The 25727-nt window shown below is 36.3% G+C and carries 26 protein-coding genes; 17 read left to right on the top strand and 9 right to left on the bottom strand.

The window, feature by feature from the left end:
* The first annotated feature begins 6 nt into the window (after positions 1-6).
* From serC to B5440_RS07065, 7 genes are all read left to right on the top strand, one after another.
* Positions 7-1071, top strand: a complete 1065-nt coding sequence (serC, locus tag B5440_RS07035) for a 3-phosphoserine/phosphohydroxythreonine transaminase (protein ID WP_070055478.1) — start codon at positions 7-9, stop codon at positions 1069-1071.
* Positions 1072-1238: 167 nt separating this feature from the next.
* Positions 1239-2192, top strand: coding sequence for a D-2-hydroxyacid dehydrogenase (locus tag B5440_RS07040; protein ID WP_070055539.1), 954 nt, complete (start codon positions 1239-1241; stop codon positions 2190-2192).
* Positions 2193-2255: 63 nt separating this feature from the next.
* Entirely contained in the window at positions 2256-2876 is a 621-nt protein-coding gene (locus B5440_RS07045; RefSeq protein WP_070055477.1) for a DUF937 domain-containing protein, read from the top strand.
* Positions 2877-2973: 97 nt separating this feature from the next.
* Positions 2974-3393: a DUF6146 family protein gene (locus tag B5440_RS07050; protein WP_070055476.1), complete on the top strand. Its 420-nt coding sequence runs from the start codon at positions 2974-2976 to the stop codon at positions 3391-3393.
* A 44-nt stretch (positions 3394-3437) separates the two neighbouring features.
* Positions 3438-3740 (top strand): DUF6787 family protein, encoded by a 303-nt coding sequence (locus B5440_RS07055; RefSeq protein ID WP_057483037.1) that lies wholly within the window; start codon positions 3438-3440, stop codon positions 3738-3740.
* Positions 3741-3746: 6 nt separating this feature from the next.
* Positions 3747-4064 carry a hypothetical protein gene (locus B5440_RS07060; protein WP_070055475.1) on the top strand — a complete coding sequence of 106 codons (318 nt, stop codon included), beginning with the start codon at positions 3747-3749 and terminating at the stop codon, positions 4062-4064.
* A 47-nt stretch (positions 4065-4111) separates the two neighbouring features.
* On the top strand, positions 4112-6448 hold the full coding sequence (locus B5440_RS07065; RefSeq protein WP_070055474.1) for a TonB-dependent receptor: 2337 nt from the start codon (positions 4112-4114) through the stop codon (positions 6446-6448).
* Positions 6449-6545: 97 nt separating this feature from the next.
* Here the strand turns inward: B5440_RS07065 and B5440_RS07070 are convergent, their stop codons facing one another.
* The 5 genes from B5440_RS07070 to msrA form a co-directional block, all read right to left on the bottom strand.
* Positions 6546-6785 carry a hypothetical protein gene (locus B5440_RS07070; RefSeq protein WP_070055473.1) on the bottom strand — a complete coding sequence of 80 codons (240 nt, stop codon included), beginning with the start codon at positions 6783-6785 and terminating at the stop codon, positions 6546-6548.
* Positions 6786-6923: 138 nt separating this feature from the next.
* Positions 6924-7817 carry a YihY/virulence factor BrkB family protein gene (locus B5440_RS07075; RefSeq protein ID WP_070055472.1) on the bottom strand — a complete coding sequence of 298 codons (894 nt, stop codon included), beginning with the start codon at positions 7815-7817 and terminating at the stop codon, positions 6924-6926.
* Positions 7818-8061: 244 nt separating this feature from the next.
* Entirely contained in the window at positions 8062-8370 is a 309-nt protein-coding gene (locus B5440_RS07080) for a hypothetical protein (protein ID WP_070055471.1), read from the bottom strand.
* 45 nt (positions 8371-8415) lie between these two features.
* Positions 8416-9012: a GTP cyclohydrolase I FolE gene (gene folE / locus B5440_RS07085; RefSeq protein WP_070055470.1), complete on the bottom strand. Its 597-nt coding sequence runs from the start codon at positions 9010-9012 to the stop codon at positions 8416-8418.
* Positions 9013-9016: 4 nt separating this feature from the next.
* Positions 9017-9559, bottom strand: a complete 543-nt coding sequence (msrA, locus tag B5440_RS07090) for a peptide-methionine (S)-S-oxide reductase MsrA (RefSeq protein ID WP_070055469.1) — start codon at positions 9557-9559, stop codon at positions 9017-9019.
* Positions 9560-9693: 134 nt separating this feature from the next.
* Here msrA and B5440_RS07095 point away from each other — a divergent pair, with 134 nt between their 5' ends.
* From B5440_RS07095 to B5440_RS07135, 9 genes are all read left to right on the top strand, one after another.
* Positions 9694-12132 (top strand): DUF5916 domain-containing protein, encoded by a 2439-nt coding sequence (locus tag B5440_RS07095; protein WP_070055468.1) that lies wholly within the window; start codon positions 9694-9696, stop codon positions 12130-12132.
* A 50-nt stretch (positions 12133-12182) separates the two neighbouring features.
* Positions 12183-12857, top strand: coding sequence for an ABC transporter ATP-binding protein (locus tag B5440_RS07100; protein WP_070055467.1), 675 nt, complete (start codon positions 12183-12185; stop codon positions 12855-12857).
* Between the two features lie 5 nt (positions 12858-12862).
* Positions 12863-13627, top strand: a complete 765-nt coding sequence (locus B5440_RS07105) for a TIGR02757 family protein (RefSeq protein WP_070055466.1) — start codon at positions 12863-12865, stop codon at positions 13625-13627.
* Positions 13628-13687: 60 nt separating this feature from the next.
* The gene (locus tag B5440_RS07110; RefSeq protein WP_070055465.1) at positions 13688-14902 is read left to right on the top strand and encodes a sensor histidine kinase; all 1215 of its coding nucleotides are present in this window, start codon (positions 13688-13690) and stop codon (positions 14900-14902) included.
* A gap of 134 nt (positions 14903-15036) precedes the next feature.
* Positions 15037-16239 carry a sensor histidine kinase gene (locus B5440_RS07115; RefSeq protein ID WP_070055464.1) on the top strand — a complete coding sequence of 401 codons (1203 nt, stop codon included), beginning with the start codon at positions 15037-15039 and terminating at the stop codon, positions 16237-16239.
* A 43-nt stretch (positions 16240-16282) separates the two neighbouring features.
* Positions 16283-18205, top strand: a complete 1923-nt coding sequence (locus tag B5440_RS07120) for a BatA domain-containing protein (RefSeq protein WP_070055463.1) — start codon at positions 16283-16285, stop codon at positions 18203-18205.
* A 90-nt stretch (positions 18206-18295) separates the two neighbouring features.
* Positions 18296-19546: a dihydroorotase gene (locus tag B5440_RS07125; RefSeq protein WP_070055462.1), complete on the top strand. Its 1251-nt coding sequence runs from the start codon at positions 18296-18298 to the stop codon at positions 19544-19546.
* Between the two features lie 44 nt (positions 19547-19590).
* On the top strand, positions 19591-19917 hold the full coding sequence (locus B5440_RS07130) for a DUF4870 domain-containing protein (RefSeq protein ID WP_070055461.1): 327 nt from the start codon (positions 19591-19593) through the stop codon (positions 19915-19917).
* Positions 19918-20577, top strand: coding sequence for an alpha/beta hydrolase (locus B5440_RS07135; RefSeq protein WP_070055460.1), 660 nt, complete (start codon positions 19918-19920; stop codon positions 20575-20577). It begins immediately after the preceding gene.
* Here B5440_RS07135 and B5440_RS07140 read toward each other — a convergent pair.
* Together B5440_RS07140 and B5440_RS07145 are read right to left on the bottom strand one after the other, a co-directional pair.
* Positions 20574-21071: a hypothetical protein gene (locus B5440_RS07140; protein ID WP_070055459.1), complete on the bottom strand. Its 498-nt coding sequence runs from the start codon at positions 21069-21071 to the stop codon at positions 20574-20576. The genes B5440_RS07135 and B5440_RS07140 overlap by 4 nt on opposite strands.
* Position 21072: 1 nt before the next feature.
* Entirely contained in the window at positions 21073-21834 is a 762-nt protein-coding gene (locus tag B5440_RS07145; RefSeq protein WP_070055458.1) for an MBL fold metallo-hydrolase, read from the bottom strand.
* A gap of 106 nt (positions 21835-21940) precedes the next feature.
* On the opposite strand from B5440_RS07145, the gene B5440_RS07150 reads away from it, so the two are divergent.
* Positions 21941-23401 carry a nicotinate-nucleotide adenylyltransferase gene (locus B5440_RS07150; protein WP_070055538.1) on the top strand — a complete coding sequence of 487 codons (1461 nt, stop codon included), beginning with the start codon at positions 21941-21943 and terminating at the stop codon, positions 23399-23401.
* 133 nt (positions 23402-23534) lie between these two features.
* On the opposite strand, the gene murA is transcribed toward B5440_RS07150, so the two are convergent.
* Complete coding sequence (gene murA, locus B5440_RS07155) at positions 23535-24848, bottom strand: UDP-N-acetylglucosamine 1-carboxyvinyltransferase (protein WP_070055457.1); 1314 nt, start codon at positions 24846-24848, stop codon at positions 23535-23537.
* A 17-nt stretch (positions 24849-24865) separates the two neighbouring features.
* Positions 24866-25513 carry a DUF4290 domain-containing protein gene (locus B5440_RS07160; protein ID WP_070055456.1) on the bottom strand — a complete coding sequence of 216 codons (648 nt, stop codon included), beginning with the start codon at positions 25511-25513 and terminating at the stop codon, positions 24866-24868.
* Between the last annotated feature and the right edge of the window lie 214 nt (positions 25514-25727).

Here is a 25727-nt window from a genome sequence, read left to right on the forward strand (position 1 = left end):
CCAACTATGAAAAAACATAATTATAGCGCCGGCCCCTGTATATTACCACAGGAAGTTTTTAAGGAAGCCGCGCAGGGCATTTTAGATTACCAGGATTCAGGATTGTCTATTATGGAAATTTCTCATCGTAGTACCGCTTTTATTGAGGTGATGGAAGAAGCCCGAAGCCTCTCCCTGGAACTTTTAGGCCTCAAAGATAAAGGTTATACCGCCTTGTTTTTGCAAGGAGGTGCAAGTATGCAATTTTTAATGACCGCTTATAATTTATTAAATAAAAAAGCGGCTTATCTCAATACAGGAACCTGGTCTTCTAAAGCGATAAAAGAAGCCAAGCTTTTTGGAGAGGTGATTGAAGTCGCTTCTTCTAAAGACAAAAATTTCAACTATATCCCGAAAGATTATCAAATTCCTGCAGATGTAGATTATTTTCACTGCACCAGCAACAACACTATCTTCGGAACCCAAATAAAAAGCTTTCCTGAAGTTGATGCGCCAATAGTATGTGATATGAGTAGTGATATTTTTTCCAGGGAACTGGATTTTTCAAAATTCGATCTTATTTATGCGGGTGCACAAAAAAATATGGGCCCGGCGGGAACTACACTTGTGATAATTAAGGAAGATATCTTAGGAAAAGTCGAGCGTGAGATTCCTTCAATGTTAAATTATAAAGTTCATATAGAAAAGGACAGTATGTTCAATACTCCGGCTGTTTATGCGGTTTATGTTTCCCTGTTAACTTTACGATGGATCAAGAAAAACGGCGGGATTAAAGCTATGGAAAAACGAAATGCAGAAAAGGCCGATTTACTTTATAAAGAAATAGACAGAAATCCATTATTTAAAGGTTTTGCTGAAGTTGAAGATCGCTCAGCAATGAATGCAACCTTTAACCTTACCGATGAAAGTAAAAAAGAAGCTTTTGATAAACTGTGGAAAGAGGCCGGTATTAACGGACTTAATGGTCATAGAAGTGTTGGAGGTTACCGTGCCTCTATGTACAACGCCTTAGACATAGAAAGCGTAAAAGTTCTGGTTAATGCGATGCAGCAATTAGAAAAGCAATCTTAAATAGAACTATACCAAAAAATCCGGCAAGATGCTGGACGCAAAAATTAGCAATACACAGGAAAATTATAATACTCCTGTCTTAAATTCCCACCGAGGGATCAAAATATAAACAAATGAAGCCTGAAGATTTTTTTAATAAACCACCAACTCCTTCAAAACCTGAAAAAATTAAAGTACTCGCTAACGATGGTCTTGCTAAAGCCGGTGTAGAGCAACTTGAAAACGCCGGTTTTGAAGTAATAAGCACTAAAGTAGCCCAGGAACAATTGGCCGAATATATAAACTCAAAGAATATTCAGGTTTTGTTGGTTCGTAGTGCAACCACGGTAGATAATAAACTTTTAGATTCCTGTAAAGATTTAAAATTAATAGGTCGCGGCGGTGTTGGTCTAGATAACATTGCGGTGGAATATGCCGAAAGTAAAGGAATTAAGGTAATAAATACTCCGCAGGCAGCTTCAGGCTCTGTAGCCGAATTAGTTTTTGCACATCTTTTTAGCGGAGTTAGAAAATTATTCGATGCCAATAGAAATATGCCATTAGAAGGTGAATCCCGGTTTAAAGAATTAAAGAAATCCTACTCCGCAGGAATAGAACTTAGAGGAAAAACGCTGGGAATTATTGGTTTTGGAAGAATTGGTAGAGAAGTCGCCAAAATTGCCTTAGGTCTGGGAATGAAAGTTATTGCGAGTGATAAGGAAGTAGGAGAAGTAAAAATCACTTTAGAATTTTACAATCATCAAAGTATAGAAATTCCTATTAAAACTGAACCTGTTGAAGAACTCATAAAACATTCAGATTTTATAACGCTACACGTACCGGCGCAAACTAAGCCATTAATTGGTAAAAAGGAGCTGGATGCGATGAAACCCGGAGTTGGTATAATTAATACGGCTCGCGGCGGAGTAATAGATGAAGTAGCGCTTTTGGATGCTATAGAGGAAGGAAAAGTCGCATTTTCTGGTTTAGACACCTTTGAAGCAGAACCAAGACCGGCCATAAAATTGTTAATGAACGAAAAGCTTTCTTTGAGCCCACACATTGGCGCTTCTACTCTTGAGGCACAGGAACGCATAGGTATAGAACTTGCTCAACAGATAATTTCACACTTTAAAAAGTAGATTATAATAAAGCTTTAACGCCTAATACTGGTTAAAAGCCGTAAATTCAATAAAAAATAATTTATGGCTTCTATATTAGATTTACTGAATACACAAATGGGAGAAGAACTGGTAAAGAAAGCCAGTTCAAAAACTTCTGAAGATAAGGGAAAAGTAACATCGGCCCTTGGAATGGCTTTACCCCTAATTCTTGGTGCCATGAAGCGAAACACTAAAGATCCGGAAGGTGCTGAAAATTTAGATAAAGCTTTACAGAGCGAAAAACATAATGGGGACGTCTTAAACAACCTGGAAGAAAAAGATGCTGAAGAACTTACCGGCGAAGGCAGTAAGATTTTAAACCACGTTCTGGGGTCCAGGCAAAGCGGAATAAGCAAAACCATTGCCGGAGCTTTAAATATGGACGAATCTTCTGTAAACAAAATTCTGGAAATGGTTGCGCCGGTCATCATGGGTTTATTAAGTCAACAAAAGCGGAAAGATAATGTAGGCGCTTCAGGATTATCTGGCCTATTAGGCTCTGTTATGGGCTCCAATTCCTCTCACGATCAATCTTTAGTGGAAACTTTATTAGATGCCGATGGTGACGGTAGCGTAATAGACGATGTAGCCGGAATGGTACTGGGCGGCAAAAAAGGAAAAAAAGGCGGAAGTTTGCTCGGCGGTATGTTGGGTGGTAAATAAAAATAAGGTATAATTTTTGCCTTAATTATTATAGAAATACTTCTAAATAAAAATTTAGATAAAGAAACTACCTTTAAGGGTAAGCTAAAAAACAGGAATGAAAAATTTCATTTATATATTAATACTTGGACTATTTGTTTACAGTTGCGGGAGCACAAAAGACAGAAATCTTGGAGACTCTCAAATTAACGAAGACACCGTACGTATTGCTAATGATAGTTTGGAATATGAAATAATTATTATCGAGCCCGGTTTTAATTTGTTTATCAATTCTATCGCGAGACCAGAAGGTTATTACTCTCAGCAATATTTAGAAAACAAAAACAGATTTTTGGTTTCAGAATACAATCAAAGGGTAAGCCAGCCGCAGAATTATAATCCTGATCTCTATCTTCAGGAAATAAATTATAATCCTTCCATAGATTATGGTTACGAAGTGAATTACTTGCTGTACAATTATTTTGTCTTTTTTAGCAGGCATTACAACCAAAAATTCTCTGTGCCTACACGCATTTAACAGTGTTTATTTTAATTCTTCAATGCTTTTAGTACTTTTGCCGTATGAATAAATTAAAAGCGCGTTGGGGTATAGATTCTAATTGGCAAATATTTATAATTCTTATAGTATTCGCTATTACTGGATCTACATCGGCTAAATTGGCTGAACCTCTATGTAATTTTTTAGGTATTTATGAAACTACTTCCCATTGGGCTGTTTATTGGAGCGCCAGAATTTTTCTGATATTTCCTATTTACCAGGTATTATTGGTTAGTTTCGGCTGGATCTTCGGCCAGTTCCAGTTCTTTTGGTCTTTCCAGAAGAAAATGTTAAGTAGAATGGGACTTGCTAAACTATTTCAATAATATTTTTTGAAGATCTTTAAACACATATTCGCCATCTCACTGGGAGCTTTACTTTTGCTTCCCGTGATAATTAGCTTCTCGCATATCTTTAGCGGGCACGGGCACGAATTGTGTTATAATTATGCCGATGAACATTTTCACGCAAGCAGCATTGACTGTGAATTACATTCTTTTCACAAAAACCCTGCACTGGCTACAAGCTTCATTAATTTTGAACCCTTTGTAGAAAAGCAGGTAAAAAAACAATTCTTCGATTTTTATCAATTTTTAAGTGATTATCAGAAGCTGCCTTTCCAGCTTCGCGGTCCGCCAGCGACTGCCTAACATTTCGATTTTTATTTGTTAGAAGTATAATTATTTAAAAAATTAATATGAAAAGTTTACTTTTCTCATTGCTATTTTTGGCAGTGAGCCCCATTATATATGCTCAGAATACTTTTTCTGGCAAGGTTACCAATGCTGAAACCGGAGAACCGGTATTTAGCGCAAATATTTATTTCCCAGAACTCGGTAAAGGCGATATGACCGATATTGATGGAAGTTTTAGCATACAAAATATTCCTAACGGAAAATTTAAAGTGGTAATTTCATCAGTAGGATTCGCTACTTATTCTAATGAACTGGATTTCCCGGGAACTTCAAGTTTAAACATCACTTTAGAAAAATCTGCCATAGAAATGGAAGAAGTGATCGTCTCTACTCCTTTCCACCAGTTACAAAGTGAAAATGTAATGCGTGTAGAACGTGAAAATGTGGAAGAACTTAATCGAAAAGGTGCTATCACGTTAAGTGACGGGATTACGCAAATTGCCGGGGTAGAAAGTTTAACTACCGGCGTGGGAATTGGCAAACCTGTAATTCGTGGTTTGAGTTCTAATCGCGTTTTGGTTTACACCCAGGGCGTTCGGTTGGAAAATCAGCAATATGGAGATGAACACGGGCTGGGAATAAGCTCTAAAGGAATTGAAAGTGTTGAGGTTATAAAAGGTCCCGCTTCCCTACTCTATGGGAGCGACGCTATTGGTGGTGTTCTTTATCTAAACCCTGAACGCTATGCTGCAGAAAATGAAACCAATGCTGAAGCAGACGTCAATTATTTCAGTAATACCCAGGGTTACCAGGGAAGTTTAATGGCGAAGACTTCGGGAGAAAAATTAAAATTTCTTGCTCGTGGGAGTTACGCCGCGCATAGTGATTATGAGACAGGAGATGGTGAAAGAGTTACCAATACCCGGTTTAATGCAACCGATTTCAAAGCAGGAATTGGTTACCAGGATGCTAAATTCAAAACCGATTTAAGATACAATTTCAATAAATCTAATATTGGAATTCCGGAAGAGATTGGTGTACAATCTACAGATAAAGACCCTCTTCTTCCCTATCAGGAAATAGATAACCATATTCTAAGTTTAGAAAATAAGATTTACTTCAACAAATCGAGTCTGGATTTTAAGATTGGTTATCAATATAATGACCGAAAGGAATTTGAAGAACATCATCACGAAGAACACGGAGAAGAGGAACACGAAGGTGAGGAAGAACACGCTGAAGAAGAGCACGAAGAAGAAGGTGTAGATCATCCTGCGCTAGAGATGCATCTTGAAACTTTAAATTATAACTTAAAATATAATTTGCCACGAACCGGAAGGTTTGAAACTATTTTAGGGGTTCAGGGAATGCACCAAACCAATACTAATTACGGCGAAGAAATTTTAATTCCTGATGCAACAACAACAGATTTTGGCATATTTGCCACTACCCACGTGCATTTTGATAAGTGGGATTTTCAAGGTGGACTTAGATATGATGTACGAAATATTGATAGCGAAGCAGTAGAGCCTCACGAAGAAGAACACGGCGAAGAAGAACACGAAGAGGAGGATGAGCACGGGCACGAAAGTGGAGAAATTGCGGCTGTAGAAAGATCTTACAAGAGTATAAACGGAGCCTTAGGGGCAAAATATATTATTACCGATAAACTAAGTGCTCGTTTGAATCTTGCTACCGGTTTTCGAGCTCCTAACCTATCTGAATTGACTTCTAACGGGGCTCACCACGGAACTAATAGATATGAAGTTGGAGATCAAACTCTTGAAAACGAACAAAATTTCCAGGTAGATCTTTCTTTAGAATGGCGAAACAAGCATTTTGAAGCCTTCGTAAACGGGTTTCATAACTCGATAAACGATTATATTTATTTGCAACCTACCGGAGAATTGATTGAAGAAAACCCTGTTTTTGAATATACACAGAATAATGCTGAATTGTATGGTGGAGAAATCGGACTTCACATTCATCCTCACCCATTAGATTGGTTGCACTTGGAAAGTAGCTTTGAAACAGTAACCGGTAAGAGAAATAATGGTGAATATTTACCTTTAATTCCTGCCAACTCTTTAACCAATACTTTTAGAGTAGAGTTTGAAGATGTAGATGAAAAGATTTATAGCAAATACGCATTTGTTAGATTAAAAAATGTTTTTGATCAAAATAATGTGAGCGCTTTTGAAACCCAAACCGGAGGTTACGGTCTTCTAGGCGCCGGCTTTGGAGGTGAGTTTGCTATTAATTCAACAGAAATGATAATTGGAGTAAGTGGAAATAATATTTTAAATAAAGATTATATCTCGCACCTTTCCCGTTTAAAACCTGATGGCATTTCAAATATTGGGAGAAACATTTCGGTTTCGGTTAGATGGTTGCTTTAATAGTCTGCTAAGAAGTTAAACCAGGTTCGGTTTAAACCAAAAAAAAGGCCTCACAGGTTTCATAAACTTGTGAGGCCTTTTTATTTTTAGCAGTTATTTATACTACTATTTTCTTTTTTCCTTCTACTTCAGGATTATTGTCTTCAATATTATCTATATGAGTTAAATCGTTCTTTTTTCTTTTCTTGATAAAGCTGTAAGCAGCTATACCTGCTCCCGCGGCTAATGCCCCAACTCCCAGCGCACTTGCCGGTTTTTTAAGGATAGCTTTTCCTGCTTTCAGAATAACAGCTCTTTTGAGCCATTTTACTCCTTTTTCTACTACTTGATTATTCATAATTCTATGTTTATTGGTTGATACCATTTTTTAGGTAAATTAAATATCGTAGTAATTTTATACGATAAGCGTTAAAGAGATTTCAAATAACACAGTTTTAACGGTATGATGTTTCTTTGTGAAATTCAGTTCAATCTTTTAACTAAAAGAAGTTAGTTTCCTGGCATATCTTTCTGAAGCAGAATTAATTTGAGCTCCTAATAAAACCGTAAAGCAAGTAATAGAAAGCCATAGCATCATGATAACTACGGCAGCAATAGAGCCATAAACTTCACCATAACTTCCAAAATTACTTACGTAAAATGAAAAACCCCAGGAAGCGATTAACCACAAAATAGTAGCAACCAGCGCACCGGGAATTACCCATTTTAGTTTAGGATTAGTTCTTTGGGGTGCATATTTATAAATAACACAAAGGAAAAACCCGACAATTATTGCCAAAAGAGGCCAACGCAACCAGTTAATTAAGACTTCAATATTTTTAGGCAAACCAAATTCCCCAATAATAGCCGGAAAGGCTACAATTAAGGCCATACTTAGAATTATTTGTACTATGGCGCCAAAAGTAAATAATAAGGTAAGCGCATTTTCTCTTATAAAGCCACGTTTACTGCGGGTAGCGTAGGCTACATTTACACCCCTAAATAAAGATTTCATTCCCTTATTTGCACTCCAAATACTAAAAAGTATACCGAGGGCCATAACCCAACCGAGAGTGCTTCCCGAAGTAGAAATAAATTCCTGTAACCTTTCCTCTACAATTCCAAAAGCTTGTTCCAGAATCATAGACCCTATTTGAGTTAATTGATTTTCAATTTGAGCCGGACTTACTGCTAGACCGTAAATAGAAACCAAAGCCATTATAGCCGGGAAAATCGCCAGAAATGAATAGAAAGCTACACCGGCAGATACAATTCCCAGGTTATTTTCGTCTATTTTGTCCTTTATTATAAAAGCTATTTTCTTCCATCCTGAAAATGATATTTTCGATGGTTTAGAAATTTTTGGTCTGTCGTTTTCAAATTCTGACATTTTATAAGTTTTATTTAAGTAAACTACTTCGGAGCAAGCTCACGAAGCATTATTATTGAAAAATATAATTTGATTTCGAGGCAAGCCTCGGAGCATTCAATCTCGATTATCGAGTAAAATACATAAATGTGCTCTAAACCAAAGAAATATAGCTGTTAAAGAGTTTTTAAATAATTTAGATTAAAACAAAAAAAAGATCCAAATTTTGGGATCTTGTAACTTTTCTAAAAAATATGTTGAACTTTTATTCTATAATTTCAACATCTATCACCCGGTTATTTCGTTGTTTGTTTTTGCCCCATACAAAAGTATAGAAGTACATTAGGGTAAAGGTTGGAATAATGTCGGTTCCAGGTAAAATCTCTTCTATAAATACTAATACCGATGCCACTTTTCCTTTTTTACCGGGGTACATTTCGCCCATTTTTTTGGCTGCATAGGGTGCCCACAATAAATCTAGAAACGACCCCACTAACGGAATTGCCATGGTAGCCATACCTACCGCATCGTACATAAGGCCCTTTATAAATAATCTATCTTTTAGAAGTTTCATTTTGATTGCTTTTAACCTTAATAAAGCAAATAAAGTGCCAATTCCCTATTTAAGATTTGAGCTGATGAGTTTTAAGAATTCATTTCTGGTTTCTATTTTTTCAAACTGTCCCCTAAACCCTGAAGTGGTGGTCGCACTATTCTGCTTTTGTACACCGCGCATCATCATACACATATGCACCGCCTCGATAACTACCGCTGCTCCTTTTGGCTTTATTGTATTATTAATACATTCCAGAATATCATTTGTTAAACGTTCCTGTACCTGCAGCCTTCTTGCAAAAACATCTACAACCCGTGGTAATTTGCTTAATCCAACAATATGCCCATTAGGAATGTAGGCTATGTGTGCTTTCCCAAAGAAAGGCAACATATGGTGTTCACACATCGAGTATAACTCAATGTCTTTTACCACCACCATTTCGTCATAACTTTCCTTAAACATGGCTTCTTTTAAAATGGTTTCCCCATCCATCTTATAGCCCTGGGTTAAAAACTGCATGGCTTTAGCCGCTCTTTCGGGTGTTTTTTCTATGCCTTCACGGCTAATATCCTCTCCTATTCCTTCAAGGATATTTCTGTAATTTTCCTGAAGTCCATCGGTGACTTCAATATTATACTCTTCTTTAAATTTGTAAGCCATCTTTCTATTTCAATTTGTCTGCAAAGACTTCTGTTAGTTTCTTTATTTTAGGATCTATTATAAACTGGCAATACGGCTGCTGCCTGTGCTGATTATAGAAATCCTGGTGTTCCTTTTCGGCAATATAAAAATCTTTTACCGCACTAATTTCGGTAACAATTTTATTCTCAAAAATTTCTTTTTCTTCCAGTTTCTGAATTACTTCTTCAGCTTTTTCTTTTTGTTTTTCTGAATGATAAAATACCGCACTTCTATATTGAGTGCCTACATCATTCTGTTGTCGATTTAGCGTTGTAGGATCGTGCGTCGCGAAGAACACGTATAGTAATTCCTGAAAGCTTATAATTTCAGGATTAAACCTTATTTGGATAGCCTCGGCGTGGCCGGTTCTACCGGTGATGATTTCACGGTAAGCAGGATTTTTTATATTTCCCCCGGTAAATCCCGAAAGCACTTCTTCTACTCCATTTAAACGTTGAAAAACAGCTTCTGTACACCAAAAGCAACCTCCTGCTAAAGTTGCAAGTTCTAAATTTTCTGAATTCATAGATTAATTTTGTTTAGCAAATTTAAGGTATTAATAAACAAAAACAGCGAATTTAACTTGAATTTAAATTATAGCTTGTTCTCCATTGAGAACTATGATATATTTGAACTCATTTTTACCCAAATCATCAATTAATGCTTTCGAAATTCTGGTTTATTTCATTATTCTTCATTTTTACTCATCAAATTCATGCTCAAATTGATAGTCTTCAGCGTAAAAATTATACGGCAGTAGCAACGCAAAAAGCTCCAATAATAGATGGAGTTTTAGACGACCAAGCCTGGAACAAAGTGCCTGTGGCGAATAATTTTGTAATGTATTATCCCGGAGATGGAAATCCAATTCCTGAAAGTCATAAAACTACGGTTAAAGTGGTTTATGACAATAATGCACTATATATAGCCGCTACTTTGATTGACAAAAATCCTGAAAAAATTGTAAAGCAATTTACCCAAAGAGATAATCTGGAGCAAAGCGATTATTTCCAGGTAGATATTAATACTTACGACGATGGTGAAAATCAAATTCGGTTTGCGGTAACAGCGGCTGGAACCCGTGCTGATGCAAAAATAACCGGTGAGAATACAGATTTTGGTTTTAATATTGTTTGGGATGCTGCAGTCTCTCAAGATCAAAATGGCTGGTATGTAGAGATGCGTATTCCCTATGCTGCGCTACGATTTCCAGAGAGCAAAGAACAGGAATGGGGAATTCAGTTTTTAAGGCAAATTTCTCATAAAAATGAAAGTTACACCTGGAATTATGTAAACAAAGCCGTAGGGCAAATGAGTCAGCAAACAGGCTTAATTAGTGGAATAAGAAATATAAACCCTCCTACCCGATTGAGTTTCTACCCTTATACTTCTGCTGAAGTAGATAGATTTGATGGGGAAACCGAAACTAACTTTAATGCCGGGCTGGATGTTAAATACGGAATTAGCAAAGCCTTTACTTTAGATATGACTTTGGTCCCGGATTTTGGTCAAACCGCTTACGATGATGTAGAACTCAACTTAGGCCCATTTGAGCAAATCTTTGGAGAAAATCGTGCCTTTTTTACTGAAGGAACTGAGCTGTTTACAAAAGGAGATCTCTTTTATTCCAGACGGGTGGGAAATACTCCTATAGGATTTAACAATGCACAACGTGAAAAGCTTGAAAATGAAGAAATTCTTGAAAACCCAGAAAGAACAGATCTTCTAAATGCATTAAAAGTTTCCGGAAGAACAGAGCGCGGCCTTGGAGTTGGTTTTTTTAATGCGGTTACGGCTGAAACTAAAGCCATTTTTAGAGACACCCTCACCGGTAATAACCGCGAGAAAGTGACCGAACCACTGGCTAATTATAATATTTTAGTTCTTGATCAGCGTTTTAACAAGAACTCTTCTATTAGTTTAATTAACACGAATGTTACGAGAGAGGGACATTTTAGAGATGGTAATGTAACCGGCTTTCTTTTTGATGTTTTTAATAAATCGAATTCTTTTAATGTAACCGGAGAAGCAAAAATGAGCAATGTGAACTTACCGGGGCAAAATGAAACCGGCTTTGCTTCTGAATTTTCATTGAATCGAACTAAAGGTAATTTCAGATATGGCATTTCTCACGAATTAGCTAATGAGACCTATGACATTAATGACCTTGGAATTAGTTTCACCAATAATTACAATAATTTTTACCTGAACACTTCCTATCAAATTTTTGAACCCAGCGGAATTTTCAATCAGTATAGTGTAGAATTGTATGGAAATCATCAACGCAGATATCGCCCAGATATTAATGTAGCCAGTGGCGGCGGTGCAAGTGTATTTGCAATGACGCGGGATAGATTTGCTTTTGGTGGTTTTGCAGAAGTGAATTCAGCTTTTAAAGACTTTTTTGAACCGCGCCGGGGGAACACTTTTATCACTTACCAGCCCAATATTACCGGGAATGCCTGGATCTCTTCAGATTATAGAAAGAAATTAGCTTTAGATATTCGCTCTACTTACCAGGTTTTTGGTGAGAATTCGCGCGAAAGTTTCAATTTTATCTTTAAGCCCAGGGTTCGAATAAGCAATAAATTCCTGGTAATTTATGGTTTTGAATACGACAATGAGATTAATCGTCCCAGCTTCGTCACGCTTCAGCCTCACGATATTATTTTTGGCAACAGAGATATGAGAAGTTTTGAAAACTCGCTACAGGCAAATTATAATTTTACCACGCGACAGGGTTTAAACTTAAGCTTTCGTAACTTTTGGTCAGTTGCTCAATTTGAAGAAGATAAATTTTCAAAATTAAATAAAGATGGCAGTTTATCGGCTGTAAATTACAATCCTGAAGAGAATTATAATCCCGATGCTAATTTTAATATTTGGAATCTTGATCTAAGTTATCGCTGGCAATTTGCACCCGGCAGTGAAGCCATTTTACTATATAGAAATTCCATTTTTAACCAGGATGAATTGAGTGATCTTGACTTTCAGCAAAGTATGGATAATCTTTTCGCCAGGCCGGCAAGACATAATATTAGCCTGCGTATTGTATATTACATAGATTACAACCGGGTTAAAAACATATTCAATTCTTAGCTTGGGGGTTTTCCTTAATTTGGCTAATTTTCCGGGCCTAAATAGAAGAAATGATTTCAGCTAAAAATATTCATAAATACTACGGAGACCTTCACGTTTTAAAAGGTCTTGATCTTCATATTAAAAAAAGCGAAATCGTTTCTATTGTGGGAGCTTCGGGAGCCGGTAAAACCACTTTGCTTCAAATTTTAGGGACTTTAGATAAACCCGAAAAAAATAAGGAATCTTCCCTCCAAATTAACGACACGGATATTTACCGACTTTCTTCAAAGGAATTATCAAAGTTCAGAAATAAGAATATTGGGTTTATTTTCCAGTTTCACCAGTTATTACCTGAATTTACCGCGTTGGAAAATATTTGTATTCCTGCTTATATTCACAACACCCCAAAAGAAAAAGCTGAAGAACGCGCCCAAGAGCTTTTGGGTTTCTTAGGACTTAAAAACAGGGCCAACCATAAACCCGGGGAACTTAGCGGTGGGGAACAGCAACGTATTGCTGTGGCCAGGGCACTTATAAATAATCCCGCTGTAATTTTTGCCGATGAACCATCGGGAAATTTAGATAGCGAATCTGCAGAAAATCTTCACCAGTTATTTTTTAAGCTTCGGGATGAGTTTCAACAAACTTTCGTGATTGTAACCCATAACGAGGAACTAGCTGATATGGCCGATAGGAAAATCACGATGCAGGACGGAAAAATTATTGATAAAAAGGAAATTTAAGCAGTTTGAAAAAAAGTGAACTCAAATCTTTTCTCGATTTCAAAGCCGAACAATACAATACTCCTGAATTTATAGCTACCGATCCGGTGCAAATTCCGCATCACTTCAGTAAAAAAGAAGATATTGAAATTGCTGGATTTCTTACCGCCACCATTGCCTGGGGAAACCGAAAAAGCATTCTTAAAAACGCTAATCGTTTAATGGAAATGCTGGATCGCAGTCCGTACGATTTTATTTTGAATCACTCAGAAAACGATCTTGAAAATCTATCTGGTTTTGTGCATCGTACTTTTAATGAAATAGATCTTATTTATTTTATTTCGGCTTTAAAGAATATCTATAAAAATCACGGCGGGATTGAAACTGTTTTTACTGAAAATGCTGAAAAAGAATCCTTACAACCGGCTATTCACGAATTCAAAAAGATTTTTTTTGAAATTCCTCATCCCCCCAGAACACCTAAGCATGTGAGTGATCCCCTGAAGAACTCTGCAGCCAAGCGAATTAATATGTATTTGCGCTGGATGGTAAGAGATGATAAGGCCGGTGTAGATTTTGGATTATGGAAAAAGCTTAATGCATCTCAGTTAAGTTGCCCTTTAGACGTACATTCGGGAAACGTAGCAAGAAAATTAAAACTTTTAAAAAGAAAAGCTAACGATGCAAAAGCTTTAGCCGAATTGGATACTTCATTAAGAAAACTTGATGCTTCAGATCCCGTGAAATATGACTTTGCTTTATTCGGACTCGGAGTTTTTGAAAAGTATTAGTAAAAATTTAACATTGTCCGGTAATTTTGTTAAATTTGATTTAATTCAATTTTACATTCTATGTTACGACCTGCGATTCCAGAAAACGAAAGTCAACGACTGAAAGCGCTTCAGGATGCTAACATTTTATATAGTCCTACCCAGGAAGAATTTGATAATATTACCCAGTTAGCTTCATTTATTTGCAAGACACCGGTTTCTTTAATTTCTTTGGTTGGCGAGCACGAACAATGGTTTAAATCTAAATACGGCACCGATCTGTGCACTTCAGATCGTGACATTTCTTTTTGTAGTCACGCTATTCTCAACCCGGAGGAATTAATGGAAGTAGAGGATACCAGGCTAGACGAACGTTTTGAAGACAATCCTTTTGTACTCACCCAAAATGATCCTGTTATATACTACGCCGGGATGCCTTTAAAAGACGTTAATAAAATGGCTCTAGGCACACTGTGCGTGATAGACACCAAACCAAACAAATTAAATCTGGATCAAAGGAAAGCCTTGAAATCGCTTGCCAAACAAGTAGAAATTCTCTTAGAATTAAAACGGAAAAACGATTACCTGGAGAATGTAAAAAAGGAACTGAACGACCACAACGCCATGCTTAAAGATTTTGCTGGGGTAGTATCTCACGATATGAAAATGCCCCTGGCAAATATGATTATCACCGCAGATATCCTTAAAGCAAAATTCGGCAAAAAACTGGGAGAAGAAGGTTTAGAATACCTAAAAAATCTAAAACAGGCAGGGTTAAGACTTAGCGAGTACATAAATGGCATTTTAGATCATTACGAAAGCGATAATATTGCTGCCTCAAATAATGAAGAATTTGACGTACATCAATTATTAGAGGAAATTATTGACCTCTTAAATATTACCGAAGACTGCATCATCAACCTTCCTGAAGATAATACCATTATAAGTTCTAACCGCGCCGCGCTGGAACAAATATTTTTGAATTTATTGGGGAACAGCCTAAAGTACAACGATAAGCAAAAAATTATAATTGATATTGAATTCTCCCAAAACCCCGATTTCTATTACTTCAGTATTCAGGATAATGGTATAGGAATTCCTAAAGAAAAAGAAGAAGACATTTTTAAACTCTTTACTACCGTAGCCAAAAGTGACCGTTCCGGCAATAAAGGCAATGGCATTGGCCTTTCTACAGTAAAAAGACTCGTAGGTAATTTAGGCGGAAACCTAAAGGTGAATTCAGAAATAGGAGAAGGTACTCGTTTCGATTTTTCGATTAGAAAAAAACATAATTGATGCTGCTTTTTTATAGAAAAATGTTTAATTTTTTCTATATTAAATTAAGCTGTAATAGCGGGATCCACAACAAAATCCTCACAGCACATTTTTAGTTTATCAAATAACTTATACTGAGTAACATAGCAGATGATATGCAGCAAAAAAAAGTCTCTTCAAAAGAAAAATTACGCCGGGCAGCTCTTGCAGAATATGCAATTTTTAATTCTGGAGAAGACAAAGATTATGATCAACTTACTTACCTGGCGGCTAAAATTTGCCAGGTTCCTGTAGCTAAGATTAGTATTATAGGTAAAAATAAGATCTGGTATAAATCTGTTTACGGTGTGGAGCAAGATGAAATATCAAGGAAAAACTCATTTTGCGAACAAAGTATCTGGGCAGGAGAAGAAATTTTTAGCATTAACAGTAAAGATCATCCGGAATTCTTTGAGCAAGCTAAAGGAGTTTATCAATGCAATTATCATTTTTATACCGGTGTGCCCTTATTAAATGCAAATGGTCATGCCATAGCGGTTTTCAGTATTTTCGATACAAAAATTAGAAAGTTAGAGGAAGAGCAGAAAAAGTCATTACTGGCGTTGGCCAACCAGTGTATGAACCTTTTCGAGGCTCGTAAACACAAAACCAAACTTCAACACGTTCAGCGCAAGTTAAAGCAGAAATATAAAGAGTTAGAGAAATTTGCCAGCCTGGTTTCGCACGATATCAAATCACCCTTAGCCAATATCATTTCTTTAACCGAATTACTCAAAGATGAAAACAAAGAAAAACTGGACGAACAAAACCGGCAGTATCTCGATTTTCTGGTAGAATCGTCTTATTCCCTTCGTAATTACGTAGACGGAATTTTAAAATTTTACCGCAGTGATCACATTCTGGAAAAAGATTTTGAAGATGTCCACCTCCCTACTCTACTAAAAAAAATCACCGATCTATATAGCTTAGAAGAAAACGTACAGATTACGTATCCAGATAAAGGGCATTTAAAAAATGTAAACAAGGCTGCGCTTAGCCAGGTTTTTATGAACTTGATTAGCAATGCTTTAAAATACAATAATAAAAACCTTAGAAAAGTAGATATTACCTTTAAAACTACAGACTCCTATTATTGTTTTGCCGTTAGCGATAACGGGAATGGAATAAAAAAAGAAGATGTAGAAAAGATCTTTAAACTCTTCACAACTTTAGATGCGCAAGATAGGGACGGAAATCACGGCAGCGGCATTGGCCTCGCAACAGTTAAAAAACATATAGAACAAATGCAGGGCTCTATTGATGTTATTTCAAAAAAAGGTGAAGGCAGCACTTTTAAATTCAAAATTAAACGCCCTTAGCTTAAATTCCATTTCCTATATTTGATAAACTTTTTAAAGCTTTATGGAATTTAAACAGCCGGAACTTCTTTATGCCCTGTTTTTACTACTTATCCCACTGGCTGTTCATTTATTTCAACTCCGCCGATTTCAAAAAGAAGATTTTACTAATGTAAAGTTTCTAAAAAAGGTTATCCGGCAAACCCGAAAAAGCTCGCGATTAAAGAAATGGCTGGTACTAACCACAAGAATGCTGATGCTTGCATTTTTGATCCTTGCTTTTGCCCAACCTTATTTCCCTGCAGAAGATCCAGAAGCTGCATCTAGCGCAAAAGTTATTTTTCTAGATAATTCTTTCAGTATGGAGGCTACGGGCCAAAATGGTGAACTCCTCACGGCTGCGATACAGAACTTGATAAAAAGCATTCCTGAAAATGAAGAAATAAGCCTATTTACCCATAATGATGAATTTAGAAATCTTTCTGCTGAAGAATTAACTACAGAACTTCAAGATCTTGGTTTTGCCGAAAATCCTTTAGATTTCAACACCCTAAAACTAAAAGCAAATCAGCTTTTAAAGGCATCTGCTGAAGAAAAAGACTTTATTTTCATTTCCGATTTTCAGGAAAATTTGAATTTAGATAAAATAATAGATTCTACTACTAACTATCATTTTATTCCCCTGGTTCCCGAAAACACCCAGAATATAAGTATAGATTCAATGTTTATTAGCAATCGGGAAGCCAATGAAATTAATTTTCAGGTGTTGCTTAGCAGTTCCTCTGGTTATTCTGAAAACATAAGTGTATCTGTTTATAATGGGGAAGATCTTTTGGCAAAAACTGCGGTGAGTTTTCAAGAAAACGAAAGCGCACAAGCCGGTTTTAAAATTGATGCCGAAGAAATTGAAGATGGAATGATAAAAATTGAAGATGCTTCTCTGGAATATGATAATACACTTTTTTTTAGTTTTAATAAACCAAACCCTGCCAAGATGGTGATTATAACTGCAAATTCAGATGCTACTTTCATAAATCGTATTCTTACTCCTCCCGAATTTAAAACAGAAATATTTGAAATAGATCAGCTCGATTTTAATAAACTAAATACTGCCGATCTTGTAATTCTAAATGAATTGGAATCAGTCTCAGGGGCTTTAAAAACTAATTTAGTAAACCTTCATAGTAACACAGTGCCGCTCGTAATAATTCCGTCAGGAAACAGTAACCTCAATTCTTACAATAACTTCCTTACTCAGCTAAATGCTCCTTTATATTCTGGATTGAAAAACAAAGAAACTTTAATTACCGAACTTGCTTTTGATCATCCTTTACTCGCTGGTGTTTTCAACGAAAAAGTTGAAAATTTTGACTATCCCAAAGTCCAGACTTATTATGAAATCCAAAATGGAAATAACGTAATTTCTTTTCAGGACAATTCAGGTTTTCTAGTGGAAGGAAATGGAGTTTATCTATTCTCGGCACCATTGAATACTGAAAATTCGAATTTCAGAAACTCCCCTCTAATAGTTCCTGTATTTTATAATTTGGGTCTTAGCGCTTTAAAAAGCCCAGACCTATATTACGAAACAGGAAAAGATATCGAAATTAAAATTCCGCTTCAAACCCAACAAGACGAAGTAGTTCATATAGTTTCAGAAACTGAAGATTTTATTCCGCAGCAACGATCTCTTGGTGACAATGTAGAAATTAATACTAATTCACTTGAAATTCCGTCTGGAAATTATTCTTTAGAATATAGGGGCGAGAAACAAACTTACCTGAGTTTTAACTCTCCCAGAAGCGAGAGTGAACTTGAGTATAACATTCCAGAAGAAACAGAAAACATAAAAATTCATCAAAATATAGGTGCTTATTTTAACGAACTAAAAGTAGCCAGCCAAAGCCATGAGCTTTGGAAAAGCTTTGTTATTTTTGCATTGCTATTTCTAGTTGTAGAGATGCTACTCTTAAAGTTTCTTAAGTGAAATCAGTACGATATCGGAATCAAAAAATATACAGGAAAATGATTATATGCCTGTAATAAATTCCCGCATTGGGATTAAATTTATAAAGAAATGAAACTACTCTTAAAATCGGCCACAATCATTGATAAACAATCGGTTTACAACAATAAAAGGCTGGATATTTTAATTGAAAATGGAATTATAAAAGAGATTGCCAAAGACATTTCTTCAAAGGCCGATAAAGTGATTAATGAAGAAAATCTTCATGTTTCCAGGGGTTGGTTTGATAGTAGTGTAAGTTTTGGAGAACCCGGTTTTGAGGAACGCGAAACCATAGCGAATGGATTAGATACTGCAGCTAAAAGTGGATTTACCAGCATTGCCTTAAATCCCAATACCTACCCTATAATTGACAATAATGGCGCGATCACTTCGGTTAAATCTAAGGCCGCTCATCACCCGGTTAAATTATTTCCCACCGGGGCTTTAACTGTTAAAGCTGAAGGTGTAGATCTTGCCGAACTTTATGATATGAAACAAGGCGGTGCCGTAGCTTTTGGAGATTATAAAAGAGCGATTAAAAATCCTAATCTACTGAAGATTGCACTTCAATACGCTCAAAATTTTGATGCGCTGGTGCAATCATTTCCACAGGAAGACCGTATTGCCGGAAATGGAATGGTAAACGAAGAACAAAGCAGCACCTCTCTAGGATTAAAAGGAATTCCTAATCTCGCAGAGGAATTACAAATAGCACGAGACCTTTATTTACTGGAATATACCGGCGGAAAATTACATATTCCTACAATTTCAACTAAAAAATCGGTGGCGCTGATTAAAGAAGCCAAAAAGAAAGGTTTAGATGTTAGCTGTAGTGTGGCCATTCATAATCTAATTTTTACTGATGAACTCTTGCAAGACTTTGACACTAATGCTAAAGTTTTGCCACCATTAAGAACCAAAGAAGATATAAAAGTTTTAATAAAAGGGATAAAAGATGGTACTATAGATATGCTTACCAGCGATCACACTCCTATTGATACCGAGCACAAAAAAGTGGAGTTTGATAATGCTTTATATGGTACTATTGGTTTAGAATCGGCATTTGGCGCTTTGAGCACCATTTTTTCAACGGAAGAAGTGATTGAACTATTAACCAAAGGAAAGCAACGTTTTGGCCTGGAAGATATAGAAATTAAAAAAGGAAATGCCGCAGATTTAACGCTGTTTATTCCGAAGGAAAAATATGAATTTACCGAAGCTTATATTTTTTCAACATCTAAAAACAGCATTTTTAAAGCCTATCCACTTCAAGGAAAAGCTTTAGGAATTATTACCAAAGCGGGGGATTTCGGTTTATAAATTTCGCTTTAAATTTAATACCTTTACAACATACAAAACCAGCTATGAAAACAGTGGCCGAAGAAGGAAAAACCCCAGCTATAGTTGCCTATCTCACGATAATTGGTACTATTATAGCCTATTTCATGAATAATGAGCATAAAAATCTTTTTGCTTCCTTTCACATTAGGCAGGCATTAGGAATACACGTGACTTTCTACGTACTAGGAGTTCTGGTGGGCTTGTTTGACAGCTGGCTAATTTCATCGGCCTTTTATATTTTTATCGCAGTTTTAGGCATTTACGGGCTGGTAACCGCCATACAGGGCGAACAAAAAGAAGTACCAATTCTTGGTGCATATTTTCAAAAATGGTTTAGTACAATACAATAAATGAATACCAAACAACTTTCCCTACAACATCTTATAAGAAAACCCAAAATAGAATCCGATAAGCCGCCAATGCTTATTATGCTGCACGGTTACGGAAGCGACGAGAACGATCTTTTTTCTTTTGCTGAAGAATTACCAGATGAGTTATTCGTGATTTCAGTAAAAGCGCCTTACGCGATGCAACCTTACGGTAATGCGTGGTATGCGATCCATTGGGATAACCAGGACGGGAAATTTAGTGACGATGAGCAGGCAAAAGAATCTCGTGAAAAAATCGTTGATTTTATAGATGAAGCGGTGGAAGCTTATCATTTAGATGCTAAAAATGTTACGCTTTTAGGGTTTAGCCAGGGCAGTATTTTAAGTTATGCAGTAGCACTCTCCTACCCAGATAAAGTTAAAAATATAGCTGCGCTAAGCGGTTATATAAACAAGGGAATTATAAAACCCGGATTTGAGAAAAACGATTTTTCAAACCTATCATTTTATTGTTCACACGGTTCGGTAGACCAGGTTATTCCTGTAGAATGGGCACGTAAAACCAAACCTGCATTAGACGAGCTTAATATTGAAAATAGCTATTCAGAATTCCCGGTGGGTCACGGTGTTGCTCCACAGAATTTCTTTGAATTGCGGGAATGGCTTAAAAAAAGAATCTAATTTGCAGGGTAGAGAAATGATTTTTCTGCATTTAGCGCTAATTCTCCGTTTTCATCTATTTCATAAGTAAAAAATACTTCGCCCCAATACTTACCATCGGTGAAATCGGCGATAATCCATTTATGATTTAGAATCTTGATCTTGTTTATGCGCATATCACCTTCCATCCCGGCGAAAGGCACATAAGAATTATCGGCATCTACTTTATTCTGACTCATGAGCTCGTTTTCTATAGCTTCAGAAACATTTACAGCTTCAATTCCCTTATTTTCAAAATAGCTCATCGCATCTCCATTATCAAGCAAAGAAAAATAGCCAGTATTTTCGTTTAGTTCAGCTAAAGAATCATTTTCAAACTCCAGTCTTTCAACCTCTCCTTTTAAATCCTGAATATCAGCATCCCTGGAATCAAGGATCTTTTTATCATTCACATAAATAAAAATGGTAAACAAAAGAGAAAAAATAAAAAGGTAGAGTAATAAGTTTTTACGCATCTTAAATAGTGATTTCTAGGTTATCGTAAGCAACGAATACATTTTCTGGAAGTTGTTCCTGAACTTCATCATGAAACCCGAGTAAATGGCTAATATGGGTTAAATAAGCCCTTTCCGGCTTCACGCGATCTATAAATTCCAAAGCTTCCTCAAGGTTTAAATGAGAATGGTGTGGCTCAATTCTTAAAGCGGTCACCACCAAAACTTTTACACCATCAAGTTTTTGCACTTCTTCTTCCTCAATAGATTTTAAATCGGTTAGATAAGCGAAATCTTTAAGCCTAAATCCAAAAACCTGTAAGCGATTATGCTTATAATCTATAGGCGTGATCTTTAGATCGTTAAAATAAAAAGGTTTATTTACAATTTCGTGTTCAATTACCCCGGGAGCTCCGGGATATTTATTGGTGGAAGTAAAAATATATTCAAAGCGTTTTCTTAAAGAATCCAGTACCCGTTTATGTGCAAAAACCGGAATATCTCCCTGCCGGAAAAAAAATGGTCTAATATCGTCTAAACCTGCGGTATGGTCGTTATGCTCATGCGTGTACAATATAGCGTCCAGGTTCTCTATAGGATTTGAAAGCATTTGCATCCTAAAATCGGGACCACAATCTATAAGGATATTATTGCCTTCCCATTTTACCAGAACCGAAACCCGTAAACGTTTGTCTTTTGGATTTTCACTGAGGCATACCGGGTGCTTGCTGCCTATTATTGGAATTCCCTGAGAGGTGCCTGTGCCTAAAAATATTACTTCCAAGAATTATATGTTTTCCTGCAAAAGTAAAGATAATTTTTTTCTATACCTTACCGTTTTTAGTACCTTTGGTATACACAAAAAAGAAATCACACTTAAAAGAAAAATTATGCCAATTACAATAATGGGCGATAAGGAATTTGAAAATGTTCCTTCTATAAAAAGTAAAGCACTTCGCATTAATTTAAATGAAAATATCTACGGAACTTTTTCTGAAATTGGTGCCGGCCAGGAGACTGTAAGGAATTTCTTTAGAGCTGGAGGCGCTTCTGGTACTATCGCAAAAGCGATGAGTGCTTACGATAAAGATTTTAGTGATGCTATTTATGGAGTTGAAAATGATAGGAGATATGTAACTGAAGCGCGATTAAAAAAGATGCTTTCGCATGAAATTGGCTTGATTGAACAGCGAATTTCCCGCGAAAAACATCCCAATAAACTTTTCTTTAGTTACGCTAACACCGTTGCAACTATAGATTTTGCAAAGAAGTATAAAGGCCACGGCTGGGTAGGTATTAAATACCAGGTGAGCCCGGAAGAGGATTATAATGAAATAAGCCTGCACGTAAGATTTCACGAAAATGACGCACGTCATCAACAAAATACTTTAGGAATACTTGGTGTAAACCTTATTTACGGTGCCTATTACAAATATGATAATCCGAAAAAACTTTTACGTTACCTCTACGATCATATAGATAAAGATCAAATTGAGATCGATACCATAAACTTTAGCGGACCTCGATTTAAAGGTGTAGACAATCGCCTAATGAGTTTACAGCTGGTGAAGAATGGAATGACAGATGCCGTGATGTTTGCTCCTGACGGAAATAACGTTCTGCCTGCCAAAATTCTTTATAAAAAGAATATTCTCGCATTCCGCGGAAGTTTTAGACCTGTGACTAAGGTTAATATGGATATGTACGAGCGTTCGCTTGAATTATTCCTTAAAGAAAGCAAGGTAGAAAAAGAAAATACCGAAGTTATTTTTGAGATCACTTTATCTAACCTAAGGGCCGAAGGTGAAATTGATGAACGTGACTTTATGGACAGGGCAAAACTTCTATGTTCCCTGGGACAAACCGTAATGATCTCCAATTTCCAGGAATATTATCGTGTGGTTGAGTATTTCTCAAGATATTCTAAACAACGTATGGGCTTAGGTATGGGTGTGAATAATCTTATTGATGTATTTGATGAGAAATATTACAGACATTTAAGTGGTGGTATATTAGAAGCTTTCGGAAAATTATTCTTTAAAGATCTTAAGGTTTACCTCTACCCTCTTAAAGATCCTGAGACCGGAGAAATTACTACCAGCGACAACCTTAAGGTGCATCCTAGAATGAAAGAATTGTATAAATTCTTTAAATATAATGGAAGAGTTGAAGATATTGAAAACTACAACCCTGAGATTCTCGATGTATACTCTAGAGAAGTACTTCAAATGATTAGCGAAGGAAAAGAAGGTTGGGAAGATATGTTACCCGAAAAAACTACTAGAATGATTAAAGAGCATAATCTTTTTCATTATAAAGAAAACAAGAAAAAAGCAGAAACTGAAGTATAGTTACTGAACTGCAAGCATAAAAAAATCCGGATAAATCATCATCCGGATTTTTTTATGTTTAATCGTTATTCTTAATTTATTTAAGAGCCTGCTCCGAAATTTATTCGGAGATCTATATTTTAATAATTTAGCCTTAAGCCACTCGCTCTATTTTAGCGCCAATTGCTTTAAGACGTTCATCTATATTTTCATAACCTCTGTCTATTTGTTCAATATTATGAATGGTAGAAGTTCCTTTAGCTGAAAGCGCCGCAATAAGCAAAGAAATACCTGCTCTAATATCTGGCGAAGTCATTGTAGTAGCCTTTAGCTGCGACTGGAAGTCGTGGCCAATTACTGTAGCACGGTGCGGATCACATAAAATGATCTTCGCGCCCATATCTATCAGTTTATCCACAAAGAACAAACGGCTTTCGAACATTTTTTGATGAATAAGTACACTTCCGCGAGCTTGTGTCGCCACTACCAGAAGAATACTCAATAAATCTGGCGTAAATCCTGGCCACGGCGCATCACTAATATTCATTATAGAACCATCTATAAAGCTTTGCACTTCATAGCCACTGGTATGTGCTGGAATAAAAATATCGTCTCCCCTGTGCTCAATGGTAATTCCTAATTTTCTAAAGGTAGTTGGAATAATACCCAGCATATCCCACCGAACATTCTTTATAGTAATTTCGCTTTTAGTCATTGCAGCCATCCCAATCCAGGAACCTATTTCTACCATATCTGGAAGAATTCGATGTTCACAACCTTTCAAAGAATCTACTCCTTCAATAGTTAAAAGATTAGAACCAACACCACTAATTTTAGCACCCATTGAATTTAGCATTGTACAGAGTTGCTGTAAATAAGGCTCGCAGGCTGCGTTATAAATTGTAGTAGTTCCTTCGGCAAGCACGGCAGCCATTACAATATTAGCAGTACCGGTAACTGAAGCTTCTTCAAGAAGCATATAATCACCTTTAAGTCCGTTTGGAGCTTCAACACCGTAGAATCGCTCTTCTTTATTATATCTAAACTTAGCACCCAGTTTTATAAATCCTTCAAAATGGGTATCCAGTCTTCTTCTACCAATTTTATCGCCACCCGGCTTCGGAATAAAACCTTTACCAAATCTTGCTAAAAGTGGCCCTACTATCATTATTGATCCTCGTAAACCGCTACCGTCTTTCTTAAATTGTTCGCTGCTTAGATAATCAAGATTTAGATCATCACTTTTAAAAGAATAGCTTCCTTTTCCAAGTTTTTTGATCTTAACTCCAAGATTTTCTAAAAGCTGAATTAATTTATTCACATCCAGAATATCCGGAATGTTATTGATAACAACTTCATCTGAAGTTAATAATACGGCACAAAGAATTTGCAGGGCTTCGTTTTTGGCTCCTTGCGGTTGAATTTCTCCGCTAAGTTGCTGCCCGCCTTCAATTTGGAAAGTTCCCATGAAAGTAAAGTATTTTTTTAGTAGCGCTTACGTCCACCTCCACCTTTGCGGTTGGACTTTTTAGGATGATTGTTTTTACTGCTGTGTTTCTTCTTATTTCTAACAAGACTGGAAGCATCGCTAAGATCTTCGTCGGCGTTCTTTAAGTTAATTTTACCGCCGCTAAGTTCACGAAGATGTTCAAAGATCACATCATCTTCTACTGCATCACGATTCCAGTTTAGGTAAGATTTCTTCATATGGTTGGCTATAGTCAAAACCAAACCTTCTTTTAAAGGGCCTTCTTCCCAATCTTTAACCTCATTGATCATTCGGTTAATATTATTTCCGTAGAAACGATATTTCGGGAAATTCTGCGGATAACCTAACATTTCAGGTCGCTCTTCTAGCATTTCTCTACTAGGCTTTGGGAAAGGCGATTCTACATCAAGTTTAAAATCACTAATTATAAATAATTGATCCCATAATTTATGCTGAAAATCTGGCACATCACGTAGATGTGGTTGCATATTACCCATTACGGCAATTATAGATTTTGCAACCTGGTTACGTTCTTTATCGTCTTCAATTTCTACGGCTTCTTCTACCATTTTTTGAAGATGTCTTCCGTATTCGGGAATAATTAAGTAGCTCCTTTCGGAGTTATATTCTAATGCGTGTGTCAAAATTGAAATTTATAAGATGATACTTTACTCGATAATCGAGACTTAAATACTTTGAGGCCAGGCTCAAAATCAAAAAAATCTTCCCTTTAATGCCTCATAGGCTTCCCCCAGAGGTAATTTGCTGTAGAAGTTAATCGCTGCAAAATACTAAATATTATCGAAATAGATAAAATTTTAAGAATTTAAAAAATAAGGAAATTTAAAGCTCGCTTAG

This window comes from Salegentibacter salarius (genome assembly GCF_900168265.1).
GTDB lineage: Bacteria > Bacteroidota > Bacteroidia > Flavobacteriales > Flavobacteriaceae > Salegentibacter > Salegentibacter salarius.